This is a genomic window from Caulobacter sp. 1776, from assembly GCF_040545685.1.
Taxonomy (GTDB): Bacteria; Pseudomonadota; Alphaproteobacteria; order Caulobacterales; family Caulobacteraceae; genus Caulobacter.
Genome location: NZ_JBEPMI010000002.1, coordinates 410531 through 424233, shown reverse-complemented (window position 1 = coordinate 424233; position 13703 = coordinate 410531). Strand labels below are relative to the sequence as shown.

At 68.8% G+C, this 13703-nt stretch carries 12 protein-coding genes; 6 read left to right on the top strand and 6 right to left on the bottom strand.

The genetic code is table 11. The features are described from left to right. The 6 genes from ABIC66_RS07395 to ABIC66_RS07370 are packed head-to-tail and all read left to right on the top strand — an operon-like array spanning position 1 to position 3561. Positions 1-750 carry a hypothetical protein gene (locus ABIC66_RS07395; protein ID WP_354069005.1) on the top strand — a complete coding sequence of 250 codons (750 nt, stop codon included), beginning with the start codon at positions 1-3 and terminating at the stop codon, positions 748-750. Positions 751-752: 2 nt separating this feature from the next. Next, on the top strand, positions 753-1148 hold the full coding sequence (locus tag ABIC66_RS07390) for a hypothetical protein (RefSeq protein WP_354069003.1): 396 nt from the start codon (positions 753-755) through the stop codon (positions 1146-1148). 2 nt (positions 1149-1150) lie between these two features. Beyond that, the gene (locus ABIC66_RS07385) at positions 1151-2281 is read left to right on the top strand and encodes a hypothetical protein (protein ID WP_354069001.1); all 1131 of its coding nucleotides are present in this window, start codon (positions 1151-1153) and stop codon (positions 2279-2281) included. Positions 2282-2309: 28 nt separating this feature from the next. Then, entirely contained in the window at positions 2310-2744 is a 435-nt protein-coding gene (locus ABIC66_RS07380) for a hypothetical protein (protein WP_354068999.1), read from the top strand. Positions 2745-2776: 32 nt separating this feature from the next. After that, positions 2777-3331 (top strand): lysozyme, encoded by a 555-nt coding sequence (locus ABIC66_RS07375; RefSeq protein ID WP_354068997.1) that lies wholly within the window; start codon positions 2777-2779, stop codon positions 3329-3331. Further along, the gene (locus tag ABIC66_RS07370; RefSeq protein ID WP_354068995.1) at positions 3328-3561 is read left to right on the top strand and encodes a hypothetical protein; all 234 of its coding nucleotides are present in this window, start codon (positions 3328-3330) and stop codon (positions 3559-3561) included. The genes ABIC66_RS07375 and ABIC66_RS07370 overlap by 4 nt, the downstream gene beginning before the upstream one ends. On the opposite strand, the gene ABIC66_RS07365 is transcribed toward ABIC66_RS07370, so the two are convergent. The 6 genes from ABIC66_RS07365 to ABIC66_RS07340 all read right to left on the bottom strand — a co-directional run bounded on the left by ABIC66_RS07365 (position 3558) and on the right by ABIC66_RS07340 (position 13545). Continuing rightward, positions 3558-5030 (bottom strand): CehA/McbA family metallohydrolase, encoded by a 1473-nt coding sequence (locus tag ABIC66_RS07365; protein ID WP_354068993.1) that lies wholly within the window; start codon positions 5028-5030, stop codon positions 3558-3560. The genes ABIC66_RS07370 and ABIC66_RS07365 overlap by 4 nt on opposite strands. 77 nt (positions 5031-5107) lie before the next feature. Next, positions 5108-7918 (bottom strand): TonB-dependent receptor, encoded by a 2811-nt coding sequence (locus ABIC66_RS07360; protein WP_354068991.1) that lies wholly within the window; start codon positions 7916-7918, stop codon positions 5108-5110. Positions 7919-7991: 73 nt separating this feature from the next. Beyond that, positions 7992-8939 carry a FecR family protein gene (locus ABIC66_RS07355; RefSeq protein WP_354068989.1) on the bottom strand — a complete coding sequence of 316 codons (948 nt, stop codon included), beginning with the start codon at positions 8937-8939 and terminating at the stop codon, positions 7992-7994. Beyond that, entirely contained in the window at positions 8903-9484 is a 582-nt protein-coding gene (locus tag ABIC66_RS07350) for an RNA polymerase sigma factor (RefSeq protein ID WP_354068987.1), read from the bottom strand. The genes ABIC66_RS07355 and ABIC66_RS07350 overlap by 37 nt, the downstream gene beginning before the upstream one ends. 88 nt (positions 9485-9572) lie before the next feature. After that, on the bottom strand, positions 9573-10679 hold the full coding sequence (locus ABIC66_RS07345) for a hypothetical protein (RefSeq protein WP_354068985.1): 1107 nt from the start codon (positions 10677-10679) through the stop codon (positions 9573-9575). Between the two features lie 139 nt (positions 10680-10818). After that, on the bottom strand, positions 10819-13545 hold the full coding sequence (locus ABIC66_RS07340) for a TonB-dependent receptor (RefSeq protein WP_354068983.1): 2727 nt from the start codon (positions 13543-13545) through the stop codon (positions 10819-10821). Between the last annotated feature and the right edge of the window lie 158 nt (positions 13546-13703).

The window sequence follows — 13703 nt, the reverse complement described above, 5'->3', positions numbered from 1 at the left end:
GTGACCGCACAAATCACGGCGCTTCCCACGCCGCCGTCCACCAACGACCCCACCAATTTCAACAGCCGCGCCGACGCGTTTCTGGGGCAGATGCCGACCTTCGTGACGGAGGCGAACGCGCTGTCGACCGAGGTGAACGGCCTGGCCGTTCAGGTCACCGCCGACAAGACCTCCGCCGCTGCCTCGGCGGCTACCGCCACGACCAAGGCCTCGCTCGCAGCGGATCAGGTCGGGCTGGCGACCAACCAGGTCGCGCTCGCCGCCGGCCAAGTGGCCCTGGCGACCACGCAGGCCGGCATCGCAGCCACCAAGGCCAATGACGCCGCGGCGATCCTGACGCAGGTCCAGAACGTCGCCTCGGGCGTCTCGTTTTCGTCCACCTCGCTGACATCCAATGCGATCGCTGTCGGGACCAAGACCTGGACGGTCAGCAGCGGCGAAAGCTTCGTCGAAGGCATGCCGATCTACGCCGTGGCGCACGGCGACCCGAGCCGGTTCATGGTCGGCGTCTGCACATCCTACGCCGGTACGACCCTGACGGTCGCGGTCACCCAAACCTCGGCGGTCACTGGGACGATCAGCAACTGGGACATCAGCATCGGCGGCGTTCCGGGCGTACCCGGGGCCGGCTTCCCCGCCGGCGGTCTCCCCGGGCAGCTCTTCCGCAAGAAATCCGCCGTCGATTTCGACACCGAATGGGTCCCGGACAACGGCGGCAACCTCTTCTCCTGGCAACAACAAGGGATCTGAACATGGCCACCGCGCCCAACTTCGCGTCCACGACGCTTCCGCCCGACATCGTCCAGCTGACCGCCGCCAACACCAATCGCGACGGCACGGGCACGATGGTCAAGGTCGCCACCGGCACTACGAACGGCATCGTCACCGAGCAGCTCAGGGTCACCGCCACCGGCAACACGACCGCGGGCATGATCCGCTTCTTCCTGTCGCTGAACGGCGGCGCGTCGAAGTTCTTCCTGACCGAGACCCCGGTGCTGGGGACGACGCCCAGCGGCACGGCGCAGGCGTTCACCACGGTCGTTGATGCTCTGACGGGTCTGACGCTGCAGGGCGCGACGACAGAGCTCTACGCGGCCACCCACAACGCCGAAACCTTCAACGTCATCCACCACAAGGCGGGGCTCTAAGCATGCCGATTCCAAGCAGTTCCAATCGTGGCGTTCTCGGTCGGATCGGGGCGAGCCAGGCCGGCGGCGGCGCCGTATCGACGATAACCAGCTCCGCAAGCAGCGTGGGGGGGTATGTCACGGCCACGACGGTTTCTCCCGTGGGCTGGCTGGGTATTTTCAACACCGGCCGATATGTGACCTTTGTTGAAAGCGGAACGTTCACCGCGCCGATCGCCGGCTACTATCGCGTCCGGGTCTTAGGCGGCGGCGGATCCGGCGCCACGATCAATGGCACGCAAAAGCGGGCCACCGGCGGCGGCGGCGGCGGTTACGCTATGGGTCTTGTTTGGCTGACCCAAGGCCAGATTGTTTCCGTCACTATCGGCAAAGGCGGCTCGTGGGTTGCCGATGGCCAGTCAGGCAATGCTGGAGGAGCGTCATCTTTCGGCGCCTATCTTTCGGCGACGGGCGGTGCTGGCGGTGTGTGCGCGGATAGTACGGCGCTCGTCGGCGCGGCGGGCGGCGTGGGTACGGGTGGTACCCTGATCAACGCCAGTGGCGGCAAGTCGGGCTCGATCGACGCGAACCCGGGCAGTTCCGCGACGGGAGGAGGGGGCGCGGGCTCCCAACTCGGTAACGGAGGCGATTCCGGATCGATCAGCGGCAACGCCAACAACGGCAACGCGGCGACGGGCGGCGGCGGCGTTGGCGGCGTGGCTTCGTTCAGCATTACGCGGGGCGCGTCTTTGGCGACGGGAGGCGCGGGCGTGGCCGGCGTTTCAAGCTTGGTGCTTGGCGGGTTCGACCTATTGTCCGTCGGAGCCAGCCAGAGCGGCAATGGCGCCGTTAATTCCAGCAGCGCTGTCTTCCGTTTCCCCGGTGACGGTTTCGCTGGTGGGGGTGGCGGCCCCAGCTATTCGAACAGTAACGCCGGCGCCGGCGGAACGGGTGCGGGCGGTGGCGCGCACGCCGTTTCGGCCGGACAGGCATCCGGCGTGGGCGGTGTTTTCGGTGGCTCCGGCGGATGCGCCGTCAGCAATTCCGGCATCGCGCCCAAGCCGGGTTACGGCGGCGGCGGCGGTGGCCTCGCGGGTCCAAACGGTGGTCAATCGGGAGGGGGTGGTGATGGCCTCGTGGTCGTCGAATGGTAGCCGGATGACTGAGGAGTAGGAGCTAACCGTGGACATCCCCACCGCCATCGCCAAGGCGTGGCCGTATGTGATGGTGGCCGCGCCGGGGGTCTACGCGGTGGTCAAGGACCTCCTCGGCCGGCGGGCGATCGCTCGCAAGGCCGAGGCGGACCTGATGCAGATGGCGCACGACGCCGCCTCGGGGGTGATCCACACCCTGCGCGAGGAGGCGGACCGCCTGGCGCACCGCCTCGAACAGGTCGAGGCCGAGCTGGGGGACCTGCGTCGCGAGCACAGCCGCATGATCCTCGACAAGGACGCCCGCATCGCCCTGCTGGAAGGCGAGAAGCGACAGCTGGAAGCCAAGGTCGCGGCCTATCGCCGGATCCTGGCGGCCCAGGGCCTGGCCGAGGAGCCGGCCGCCCAGCACTTCGAGGTGGCGGCCGGCGACAAGCCGGTCGTCACGCCCGCGGCGGTCGGCTGACCGCCTGAACTTTCGACGATAAGGAGCCCACCATGCCCACGCTCCCGGCGCGGGACGTTCCCGCCTGCGCGCTCGCCTTGATCCGTCGGTTCGAGGGGCTGCACGACGGCGATCGTTCGACCGCCGTTCTGGAGCCCCAGGCCGATCCGGTCGGGATCTACACCGTCGGCTGGGGTCACGCCCTGTTCGCCGGCGGCAAGCCCGTCAAGGACCGCGAGACCGCCTACCGCCTGTGGCGCGCGCGGTGGCCGACGGGGATGGTCCGGGCCGACGCCGACGCGCTGCTGAGGGCCGACGCCCAGGCCGTCTGTGACCGGGTCGTCGGCCTGTTCCCGACCACGCCCCTGACCGACGCCCAGCTCGGGGCGATGGTCAGCCTGGCTTACAACATCGGCGTCGGCGAGGTCGGCGGCGGGCCGGACTTCGCCGACAGCAGCGTGCGCCGGCGGCTGATCGCCGGCGACGTCGCGGGCGCGGCCGACGCCTTCCGGATGTGGCGCTTCGCCGGCGGTCGCGAACTGGCCGGCCTGGTCGCCCGCCGCGAGGCCGAGCGCGCCGTCTTCCTCAACTCAGGAGCTTTACCATGAAGCGCATCATCGGCCCGATGGCGGGCCTCGTCTTGACGGTCTGCCTGTCGGCCTGCGCCGGGCTGGCGGCCGATCCCGTGACCCTGGCCCAGGCCGTGCGAGTCCTGAACGAGGGCTGCGAGCGGACGGTCGATCTCAACCTCGACCGCAGCCAGCCCGGCGGCGGTTCGCTGAAGGTGACCCGCGTCTGTGCGCCGCCCGTCGAGGCGCAAGCCGCCCCGAAGCCCTAACCGACCCGCAGATAGATCGGATTGCCGATCATCAGCAGCCGGCCGGTCGCGTCGCGCACGTTCAGGCGCACCCAGCCGGCCTGGTCGACGGTGAGCTGGAAGCGGCCATCGGCGTCGACCGGCGGGGTCATGACCCGGCCGTCGCGGACGATCTCCAGGCCCTTGGCGTCGGCGCCGGTCACCGCGGCCTGGAAAGTCACGGCCTGGCCGGGTTTCACCGTCAGCACGCCGCCCATGACCGCCTCGGCGCCGCCGGCCTTGGCGGCGAGGTCCAGCAGCCGGTCGCGGGTTCCGTCCAGGTCGATGAACACCCGGCCGGCCCGCAGGCCCGCCAGGATGGCGTCGGCCGACAGGCCCTCGGCGTAGATCACGGTGGCGGGGCGGCCGACGGCGGAGGGCTTGTCGTGCGGGATCCCGGCGTCGTGGTTGTCGCTGCCGCCGACGGCGGTGATCCGGCGGCCCTGGTTCAGCTGGGCCTCCCAGAAGGGCACGCCCGACAGGATGCCTTCGAAGCCGCCCAGCGCCTTCTCGTTGCCGCCATTGGCGACCTCGATGGACTGGACGGCGCCGTAGTCCGTGTCCTTGGCGGTCCAGCCGCAGCCCATGCACTGTTCGCCCGACGGCACAGCCGGGTGGTTGATCGAGAACACGCCGCCAGCGGCCTTCACCGCCTGTTGCAAGGCGCGGATGGTCGGAACCGTCTTCGAGCCCAGGCGGAAGTCGATGAAGGCCGTCGGGCCGAAGACGTTGGCGTGGCCCTGGAAGGTGGTGACCTCGCGGCCGGTGATCAGCAACAGACCGGGGAAGGCCGGCTGCAGCTCGGCCAGCGCCTCGGCCTGGCTGGTGGTGTTGTGGTCGGTGACGGCGATGAAGTCGAGGCCGGCGGCCTGGGCGGCCAGCACGGTGCGGTAGACCGGGCAGGGCGCGCGCGGCGCCTCGCCGGTCACGCAGCCGCCGTCGCTGTGGGCGGTGTGCATGTGCAGGTCGCCGCGATACCAGCCCGGCGTCGTCGCCCTGGGAAAGGTATTTGGGGCCAAAACGGCCGGCAGCGGCGCGAGCGCGAGCTGGAACCAGACCTTGGCCTCGTAAGTCGCCTTCGAATTCGGCCGCGCGTTCGGCACGCCCAGCAGCAGGGTCCATTTGCCGGCGGGGAGGGGGCCGGGCAGGTAGCTGGCCGTCGCCGCTTCTGTGGAGACGAAAAAGCCCTTCTTGTTGCCGCCGCTCCAGCCCCGGAAGCGGACGGGGTCCAAGAGGCCAAGGTCGATGACCGTGCGGTTCTCGCGGCCGGTATAGTCGAAGGCCACCGAAAGGCGGGTGACCCCGGTCGGGACGTCGAAGATCACTGGCTTGTAGGTCTGGTGGTCGGCGCCGGTGATCTCGCCGGTCAGGACGAGGTCGGGCTTGGCGCCCTCCTGCGCGAGAGCCGGCGAGGCGATCAGCAGGATGACGAGGGCGAGCCAGCGGAGCATTGGCGGATCCAAAAAAGAAGGGCGGCCGAGGCTGCGGCCGCCCCAAGGTTCAGGGGAAGGAAGTCAGGCGGCGCGCCCTAGAACTTGTAGAGAAGCGCCGCCTTGAAGGCCCGGCCGAACTCCGGCCGGCCGATGCCGTAGAGAGCGCCGGCTTCGGTGCTGATGATCTGGCCGGCGCGAGGATTGCCCTCGGTCAAGCCGATCTCGTTGGTCAGGTTCGTGCCATAGGCATAGACCGTGAGGGCGTCGGTGACGTTGAACCGCACCGTGGCGTTGACCAGGGTATAGGCCGACAGTTTCAGGGTGTTGGCGGCGTCCGAGAAGCGGTCGCCGTAGCGCTCGATACTGCTCTCGACCCGCAGGCGGCCGTCCAGCAGGTTGAGGCCGGGGGTCAGGCGGAAGGCGGTTTTGGGCACGCGGATCAGCTGGTTGCCCGTGAAGTCCCGCGTGCGACTGGCCGTGGCGGCCGGTGGCTTGACCTGGCAACTCGGATCCGTGGCCGCGATCGTGCAGCTTTCCTCGAACTTGTAGTCGCCGAACTCGGGGTTCTGGATCGTGGCGCTAAAGCCGACGTCGAACCAGCGGGTCGGGCGATAGGTCCCTTCCAGCTCAAGGCCTAGCGTCTTGGTGTCGGTGATGCTGGTCTGGCTGACATAGGCGCCGGTGGTCGGGTTGAACACCAGGCTGCCGAAGCTCAGCGCGTCGTAGGCGGTGTGGAACACCGTGGCGTACAGATCCAGCTTGCCGGCGTTCAGCTTGTAGCCGGCCTCCCACAGATCCATCGTCTGGACGATCGGCGCGGTGTTGCTGGCGTTGGTGATGTAGTCGCCTAGCGAGGGCAGGCGGAAGGCCGAGGTGTAGCGGGCGAAGACGCCCATGTGCGGCGTGATCCGGTAGTCGGCGCCGACGGTCCAGCCCGCGTGGTCGAACTTGCGGGCCAAGCGGTCATAGGCGCCCGAGCCGGCCAGTACGGTGTCGTCGGCCGGGCTCGGCGAGAGGCCCAGATTGATCGTCGCCGTCCGCTCGCTGCGGCCGGTGAATTCGATCTTCTCCCAGCGCACGCCCGCGTCGATACGCAGGGCCGGCGTCACCTGCCACTCGTCGGTCAGGTAGAGGGCGGTGGTGTTGGACTTGCCATCGCCGTTGGCGAACTCGGCGCCGTAGCGGCTGATGCCGTTCTCGGTCAGGCTGGACAGGATCTTGCCCGTGCCGTCGACGGCGACCAGGTCCAGGCGGCGAGCGTTCTCGCGCACGTCCAGCAGGGCGTTGGCCGAGTAGCGGTTGAAGGCCTCTTCCACGTGGGCGCGATAGAAGCCGACCGCGACGTCGTGGGTCTGGCCGCCGAACGCGAACTTGTGGACCAGGCGGGTGTCGCTGATCAGCTCGTCCAGCGGGACCGAGACGTAGCGCAGCGAGCCGTCCAGCACGAGGCCGTTGCCGTTCTGGCCGGCGCCGGCGGTGTTGAACACCTCGTTGGGGTTGGTCGCGTAGCGCAGCTGCACGTCCGTGGCGCCCGGCGTGGCCGCCAGCAGGGCCGCGCGATACTGGGCGATGCGGGCCGCGCCGGTCACCGGGGTGTTCGGAAAGAGGCCGATCCGCTTGGACTCCGAGGTCCGGTAGCGCAGCGTCTCCGACAGGCGCCAGCCGTCGGCGATCTCGTACTTTAGGACGGCGGTGGCCTGGGTCAGCTTGACCTCGGTGCCGCGCGACAGGTCCCAGTCGAACGGACCCTTGGGGCCGCGCAGGGTCAGCTTCTCGGTCTCAGGGCCGGCGAGGGTCCCGGTCAGCGGGTCGAAGCCCGGCGCGGCGCTGGCCTCGCCCGCGGCGTCGAACTTCAGCGGCACGCCGGCGAACAGGATGACGTTGTCGTCCAGGTGCTTGATGTTGAAGTCGAAGCTGCCGCGCTCGAAGTCGCGGCCGATCGAGGCGCGGACCTGATAGCCCTTGTTGGCCGTGTAACCCGGATCGCGGATGCCGTCGTCCTCGCGCCAGAAGCCGCCGAGGCTGGCCCTCCAGTCGCCGATCGGGCCGCCGTAATAGGCGTCGACGCGCTTCAGGCCATAGTCGCTGGCCTGGACCTTCACGATGCCTTCCTTCACGTCGCCCTTGCGGGTGATGAAGTTGACCGTGCCGCCCGGGGCGTACGAGGCGAAGATCGAGGACGGGCCGCCGCGCACCACTTCGATGCGGTCGATGGTCTCGTCCAGGCGGAACGACTGGTCGGCGTTCAGATAGCCCAGGCCGCCGTCGTGCTGGATCGGCGCGCCGTCTTCCTGCAGGGCGATGGCCGAGAAGCCTTCCTGTGGGATGCCGCGGGCGCGGATGTTGGCGCTGGCCTCGCCGCCCGAGGCCTCGACCCAGAAGCCGGGCACCGACTTCAGCGCGTCGGCCACGCCCATCGGCGAGCGCAGGCGCAGGGTCTCTTCGTTCATGGTGGTGACGGCGTAGCTGGTCGCCAGGCGCGTACGGGCGTCCGAGCCGGCGCGCGAGGTGACGATCAGTTCCTCGACCGTGTCGGACGCGTCAGCGCCGGCCGAGGCGGCGTCCAAAGGGCCAGCGCCCCGCTGGCGCAGCGTGATGACCTGAGCGGTGGCCGAGGCGATCTCCAGGTCGCTGCCGTCGATCAGCTTGCGGACGGCGTCCTCGCGGCCGAAGGCGCCTTGCAGACCGCTTGTGCGATGCTTGGCGGCGACGTCGTAGGGGAACAGGATCTGCACGCCAGCCTGGCGCGAGAAAGCGTTCAGAGCCTGGGCGGTATCGCCGGCCGGGACGTTGAACTCCACCCGCGCGGCCGTCTGAGCTTGGGCAGCGGCCGGGACGACGGCGACCAGCGCCGTCGTGGCCAGAAGCATGCAAGCGCCCATGCGCGGCGCCCAAAACTGTCTCATGGTATTTCGCCCCGTTTGTCGTCGCCGAAAATCGGCGTCTCGCTCGGCAAGACGGGAGGGGCGGGGAAAACCTCTATCGAGATTTGAGAAGAATTCGTGACGGTCCGTCGCTTATGATCCGTAGACCGAAAGTCGTGCGCAAGGCGTCGAGGAAGGTTTCGGGGTTGTCGGTCAGGAAGCGGCCGCCCAGGCGCAGGGCGCCGACCTTGGGGTCTTCTATGACTAGCTTGCGGGTCAGGTAGCGATTGTACTCCTCGACCGCTTCGGTGAGCCGCTGACCTTCGAAAACGATTTCACCGCGACGCCAAGCCTGCACGGCCTGCACCTCGGCCTCTGGGGCCGCGACGACCGCGACGCCGGCCGCGGTGATCGCCAGGGTCTGGCGCGCGTCGGCGGCCGCCTCGACGGCGGCCTGGGTCTCGCCCGAAGCGGTCCTGATCGCCGCGCGGCCGGCCAGGACGATCAGGTCCAGGCCCGCGGGCCGCAGACGGGCGTTGAACTGGCCGGACGCCAGCCGCGCCAGGCCTTGCTGGGTGAACAATTCGAACGGCCGCAGGGCGTCCTGGGCGATGGTCAAGGCGACCTCGCCGCGCTCCAGCCACAGGCGGCGACGCTGGCGATCGAAGCGCCAGAGCACCTCGGTGTCGGTGTTCAGCTCGACCGAACTGCCGTCGGGCAGGGCCAGGGTGCGGCGCTCGCCCACGCCGGTGATGGTGCGGGCGCGCAGCAGGTGGTCGCGTCCCAGATAGGCCGCGGCGGAGAGCCCCGCCGCCAGGGCCAGACCGCCGCCGAGCCAGGCGCGGCGGGTCATGACCGGCCGCTTGCGGAGTTCGGCGTCGCGCAAGGCGTCCAGCTTGCTCCAGGCGGCGGCCACCTCGGCGAAGGCGGCGGCGCGGCGCGGATCGGCGTCGCGCCAGGCCTCGAACGCCTCGGGAGCCGCGCGGCCAGCGTCAAGACGCGCCAGCCATTCCGAAGCCTGGGCGATCAGCGCGTCTCTGTCTTGATCGCCGGTTTTCGCCATGTACTCGCTCGACTTCCGATCCTGCGGCCTTCGCTCGCGGCGAGGGACTTGGTCAAGAGCATCAGCCCCTTGGCCAGGTGCTTCTCAACCGTAGAGATGGACAAGCCCAGCCGAACCGCTATCTGGCCGGGCGAAAGGCCTTCCATTTTTCGCAAGGTGACCACGCGCCGGCATTGCTCGGGCAGGCGGTCGACCGCGTCGAGCACGCGCAGCAGCTCCTCGCGGGCGCTGGCCACGGCGTGCGCGTCCGGCGCCGGGTCGGGCAGCGCTTCCATCTCCAGCACCCCGATCTGGCGAATGCCCACCACCTTGGCCCGGCGGAACCGCTCGAAGGCCAGGTTGCGGATGATGGTCAGCACGAAGCGCTCGGGCGCCTCCAGCCGGCGCCAGTCGGGCAGGCCCAGCACCTTGGCATAGGCCTCCTGGACCAGATCCTCGGCGTCGGCCGGGTCGTTGGTCAGCTTGCGGGCATAGGCGCGGAAGGTCGGGGCGAACGGCAGCACCGCCTCGGCGAACCACTTGTCGATGTCACGTAGCCAGGCCATCGCGCCGCGTCCCGTCGCCGACGACCGCCGACTCCTCGGGACGCTGGACTAGCGGCGGGACGTGTCAGTTTGCTGACGGTTCGTCCGACTAGAATTGCGTCGGATAGGCCTTGGCCGTCTTGGCGTCGTTGTAGACCGCCCCCGGGCAGTCGACGGCGTAGCTGTTGGCGGTCTCGGCCAGATAGGGACCGCGACCGGCGTCGCCGTTCAGAGCGCGGCACGAGACGGCGGTCTTGTAGATGACCGCGCCGTCGCGGCTCAGGTCGTTCATGAAGATGTCGAAGGCCAGGTCCATCAGGCCGCGCGTGGCGGCCAGGCGGCGCGTGCGGCCGTTGAAGGTGGTGGTGATCTCGTCGCCGGCCGAGACGTCGCGGCTCACCGGCACGGGACCTGCGGCCGCGCCGGCCGCGCTGATCGCGCCGCCGGCCAGCATGGCCTCGAGATCCTGGAAGCGTCCGGCGGCGGTTCCGACGGCCAGGGCCGTGGCGAAGGCGGCGTCGAAGCCAGGCTCCGTGCGGGACGGGCCGCCGATCAGCCCGGCCTGGACCGCGCCGACCAGGCCGGCATAGGGCGCGTCGGCGATCGAGACGATCAGGTTCTGGTTGACGTAATAACCCAGCGCCACGCCGCCGATCGCGCCGCCGGGCAGGGCGAGCACTCGGTCCTTGGACGCGCCCAGCGGGCCGGCGATGGCGGCGCGGGCGATCTCGGGCGTCACGCCGGTCCAGCGCGCTTCGTAGGAGGCTTCGATGGTCTTCTCGCGGACCACCTCGCCCGTGCGCCAGCGCACCAGGCGGAAGGTGACGCGGGCCGAGGCCAGCTTGTCGCTGCCCAGCCAGACGTTGGGGCCGCGCAGCTCTTCGAAGCTGGTGTAGAGCATGTACTCGGCGTCGAGGCGGCTGGGGGCCAGCATCTCGGCGTGGCGCAGATGGTCGTTCAGGCTCTCGACGACCTGGATGCGGGTCGGGCGGGTGGTGATGACCGCGCCGCCGTCGAACCAGCGGAACTCGGGCGCGCCCTCGACGGCCTGGACGGCGACGTTGCGGTAGTAGGCTCGGGCTGGCGAGGCCTTGGCCACGGCCAGCGGCGGCATCGGCGGCTGACGCAGGGCGGCGACGTCGTCGCGGGTGGCGCAGGCGGCCAGCAGGCCGGCGCTGGCCAGCAGCGCGGCCAGGCGAATGGACTTGGTCGGCATCAATGCGCTCCCCCGAGAATTGGAGGGCACTATCGGGCTCAATTCTAAAGAGAGCTTGAAGCGGCCCGGCCCGATGCAAAAAGAACCCCTGCCGGATGGATCCGACAGGGGTGCTGCAGGCCTTGGGGAAGGTTCGCGACTAGAATTTGTAGTTCAGGCCCACCAGGAAGGTGCGGCCGTAGTTCTGGTAGTCGATGACCTGACGCGGATCGTTGTTCTGGTAGGTCACGAAGGGCTCGTTGGTCAGGTTGTTGACCTGGGCTAGCAGCGACAGGCCGTTCATCGGGCCGTCGCTGAAGGTGTAGCCGACCTGGCTGTCGACCACGGACTCGCCCTTGACCATCCGGTAGTTGCGGCCGTTGCCGAAGCCGGAGACCTCGCCCAGGAACTTCGAGCGATAGCGGTCGCTGACCCGGAACGAGAAGCCGTTCTTCTCATAGTAGACGGTCAGGTTGCCGACGGTCTTCGACAGGCCCGGGATCGGGGCGGTCTTGTCGCTGGGGTTGGGCTGGATCGAGCTGTCGGTGTACGAGGCGCTGAAGGTGGCGCCGAAGCCGTCCAGCATCGGGGTCAGCAACGCGCCCGGCAGCGAGGCGGCGAACTCGACGCCCTTGACCACGCCGCCCTTGCCGTTCTGCGGCGTCGTCACCAGGCCCTGGCGGGTCGCCGGCTCGGGGTTGCCGCCGGTCGGGAAGCCGGTGAAGTCGAACACGACGCTCTGATCGTAAACGTAGGTCTTCAGGTCCTTGTAGAAGGCGGCCAGCGAGATATAGGCCTGACGGCCGAAGTACTTTTCGTACGACACGTCGTAGGCGTCGGCGCGCCAGGGCTCGAGTTCGGGATTGCCGCCCGTGCCGCTCCACGGCGAGAAGTTGATGTTGGTGTTGTTGGCCTTGGCCGGATCGAAGCTGAAGGTCTTCGACGCGCGCATCTGGTCCATCCGCGGACGGGCCAGGGTGCGAGCGACGGCGAAGCGCAGGCTCTGCTCGTTGGGGAGCTGGAACCGCAGGTTCACGCTGGGCAGGAAGTCGACGTACTTCTTGCCGCCCGACAGGTTGGCGCGGGTCACGCCCGTCCCCGTGCCGCTGGCGCCCAGGGCGGTCGAGCTCTGGTCGGTGTGGACGATCTGGAAGCCGAAGTTGCCGGTGACCGGCACGCTGCCGACGGCGGCGTCGATATTGGCCTTCACATAGCCGATCGCGACCTTTTCCTCGACGTCCCAGCTCTTGACCAGCACGTCGGCGTTCGGGTTGCGGACCAGATCGTACGCGCCGCCCTTGATCAGCGCGAACGGGTCGTAGCTGACCATGCCCGGGATGCCGATGAAGGCCAGCGAGGTCGTGCCGACGATGGCCGACGACGGGATCGCGACGCTGGCGGGCGAGCCCTTCACGCGCAGGAACCATTCGTCGTTGACCAGCCCCTTGGAGCGTTCGCTGTAGTTGAAACCGACCTCGAACGACGACAGGCCGTCGTCCAGGGCGCGAGTGGCCGACAGGCGGATCGCCTTCAGCTCGTCCTCGATGGTCGGCTGGTTCAGATAGCCGTCCTGGCCGCCGGTGATGATGTCGCTGCCCCAGCCTTGCGGGCTGGTCAGCTTGATCAGGCTGGCGTCGGCGTAGTTCAGGGTCGATTTGAAGATCGCCACGCCGTCGTCGTTCATCGTGAACGTCATGTTGTCGGTGGCGCCCGTCCCCGAGCGGCCAGTGCCCGAATAGCTCTCGACGATCTGGTCGGTGCGTTCGACCTTGGAGTAGGACAGGTCGCTGACCAGGGTCCAGGCGTCGCCGACCTGAAGCTTGTTGTTCCAGCCGACCGACTTGATCGTGGCGTCACGATCGTTGCCGTCGTTGCGGACCACGCCCTTGACGCCGTTGAACGTCCCGCTGTTGACGAAGCCGCCCGAGGCCTGGGCGCCCGTCAGCGGCACACCGCCCCAGACCAGCGGCAGTTCGATGCCGCGCTGGATCTGGTGGTTCTTGAATTCCGAATAAAAGACGTCCAGCGACGAGGTGAAGTTGTCGGTGGGCGCGAATTCCAGGACGCCGATGACGCCGTCGCGCTTCAGCATGCTCGACTGCACGTACGGCTTGGCGCCGCCGATCACCAGGTTGCCGGCCGCGTCGGTGGGATAGCCCCAGGCGTTCCAGCGCTCGGCCTGATAAGGCGACTCCATGTGGGCGTAACCCAGGGCCAAGCCCAGCTTACCGTCCATGAACTGGTCGATGTACGAGATCGACAGGCGGTTGCCGTGCGCCTTGGTGCCGGCGTTCAGGGCGCCGATGTCGTTCCACTCGTAGCGAGCGCCGACCGCGAAGGCGCGCTTGCCGAAGGCCAGCGGTCGGACGGTGCGCATGTCGGCGGTGCCGGCCAGGCCCTGGCCGATCAGGCCGGCGTCCGGGGTCTTGTAGACCACGACGGCGCTCAGCAGTTCCGACGGATACTGGTCGAACTCGACGCCGCGGTTGTCGCCGGTCGAGACCTGCTCGCGGCCGTTCAGCAGGGCGGTGGTGAAGTCGGGGGCCAAGCCCCGGATCGAGATGACCTGCCCGCGGCCGTCGAGGCGCTGGGCGGTCAGGCCGGGGAGGCGGGCGATCGACTCGGCGATCGACACATCCGGCAGCTTGCCGATGTCTTCGGCCGAGACCGCCTCGACGATCGAGGTCGAGCTCTTCTTCAGCGTGATCGCGCCTTCGATGCCGCGACGGATGCCGGTGACGACGATCTCCTCGACCTTCGAGTCGTCCTGCGTGGCTGGAGCGGCGGTCTGCGCCTGAGCCGAACCGGTCACGGCGAACGCCAGCGCCAGGCCCGTGGCCCCGCCGGCCATCAGCCAGGCGCGACGGCGCGAAAATTGAGTGCTCATGAAGTCTCCCTCCCTGTCCGGCTCTGCGCTCTTGCAAACTTGCGATCGGGCCGTTGCTGCAAACTACCGCAAATTAACGGCGTGTAATCAACCCAAAAAATTGCAAATCGCTGATTGCGAGGGTGCGGAAATGCGCAAAATGGCCTCCGGTGTGGCTT

Bases quoted from the DNA above. Each gene is read 5' to 3' on its own strand.
- ABIC66_RS07390 (WP_354069003.1), top strand. From the start codon at position 753: ATGGCCACCGCGCCCAACTTCGCGTCCACGACGCTTCCGCCCGACATC.
- ABIC66_RS07385 (WP_354069001.1), top strand. From the start codon at position 1,151: ATGCCGATTCCAAGCAGTTCCAATCGTGGCGTTCTCGGTCGGATCGGG.
- ABIC66_RS07375 (WP_354068997.1), top strand. From the start codon at position 2,777: ATGCCCACGCTCCCGGCGCGGGACGTTCCCGCCTGCGCGCTCGCCTTG.
- ABIC66_RS07370 (WP_354068995.1), top strand. From the start codon at position 3,328: ATGAAGCGCATCATCGGCCCGATGGCGGGCCTCGTCTTGACGGTCTGC.
- ABIC66_RS07365 (WP_354068993.1), bottom strand. From the start codon at position 5,030: ATGCTCCGCTGGCTCGCCCTCGTCATCCTGCTGATCGCCTCGCCGGCT.
- ABIC66_RS07360 (WP_354068991.1), bottom strand. From the start codon at position 7,918: ATGAGACAGTTTTGGGCGCCGCGCATGGGCGCTTGCATGCTTCTGGCC.
- ABIC66_RS07355 (WP_354068989.1), bottom strand. From the start codon at position 8,939: ATGGCGAAAACCGGCGATCAAGACAGAGACGCGCTGATCGCCCAGGCT.
- ABIC66_RS07350 (WP_354068987.1), bottom strand. From the start codon at position 9,484: ATGGCCTGGCTACGTGACATCGACAAGTGGTTCGCCGAGGCGGTGCTG.
- ABIC66_RS07345 (WP_354068985.1), bottom strand. From the start codon at position 10,679: ATGCCGACCAAGTCCATTCGCCTGGCCGCGCTGCTGGCCAGCGCCGGC.
- ABIC66_RS07340 (WP_354068983.1), bottom strand. From the start codon at position 13,545: ATGAGCACTCAATTTTCGCGCCGTCGCGCCTGGCTGATGGCCGGCGGG.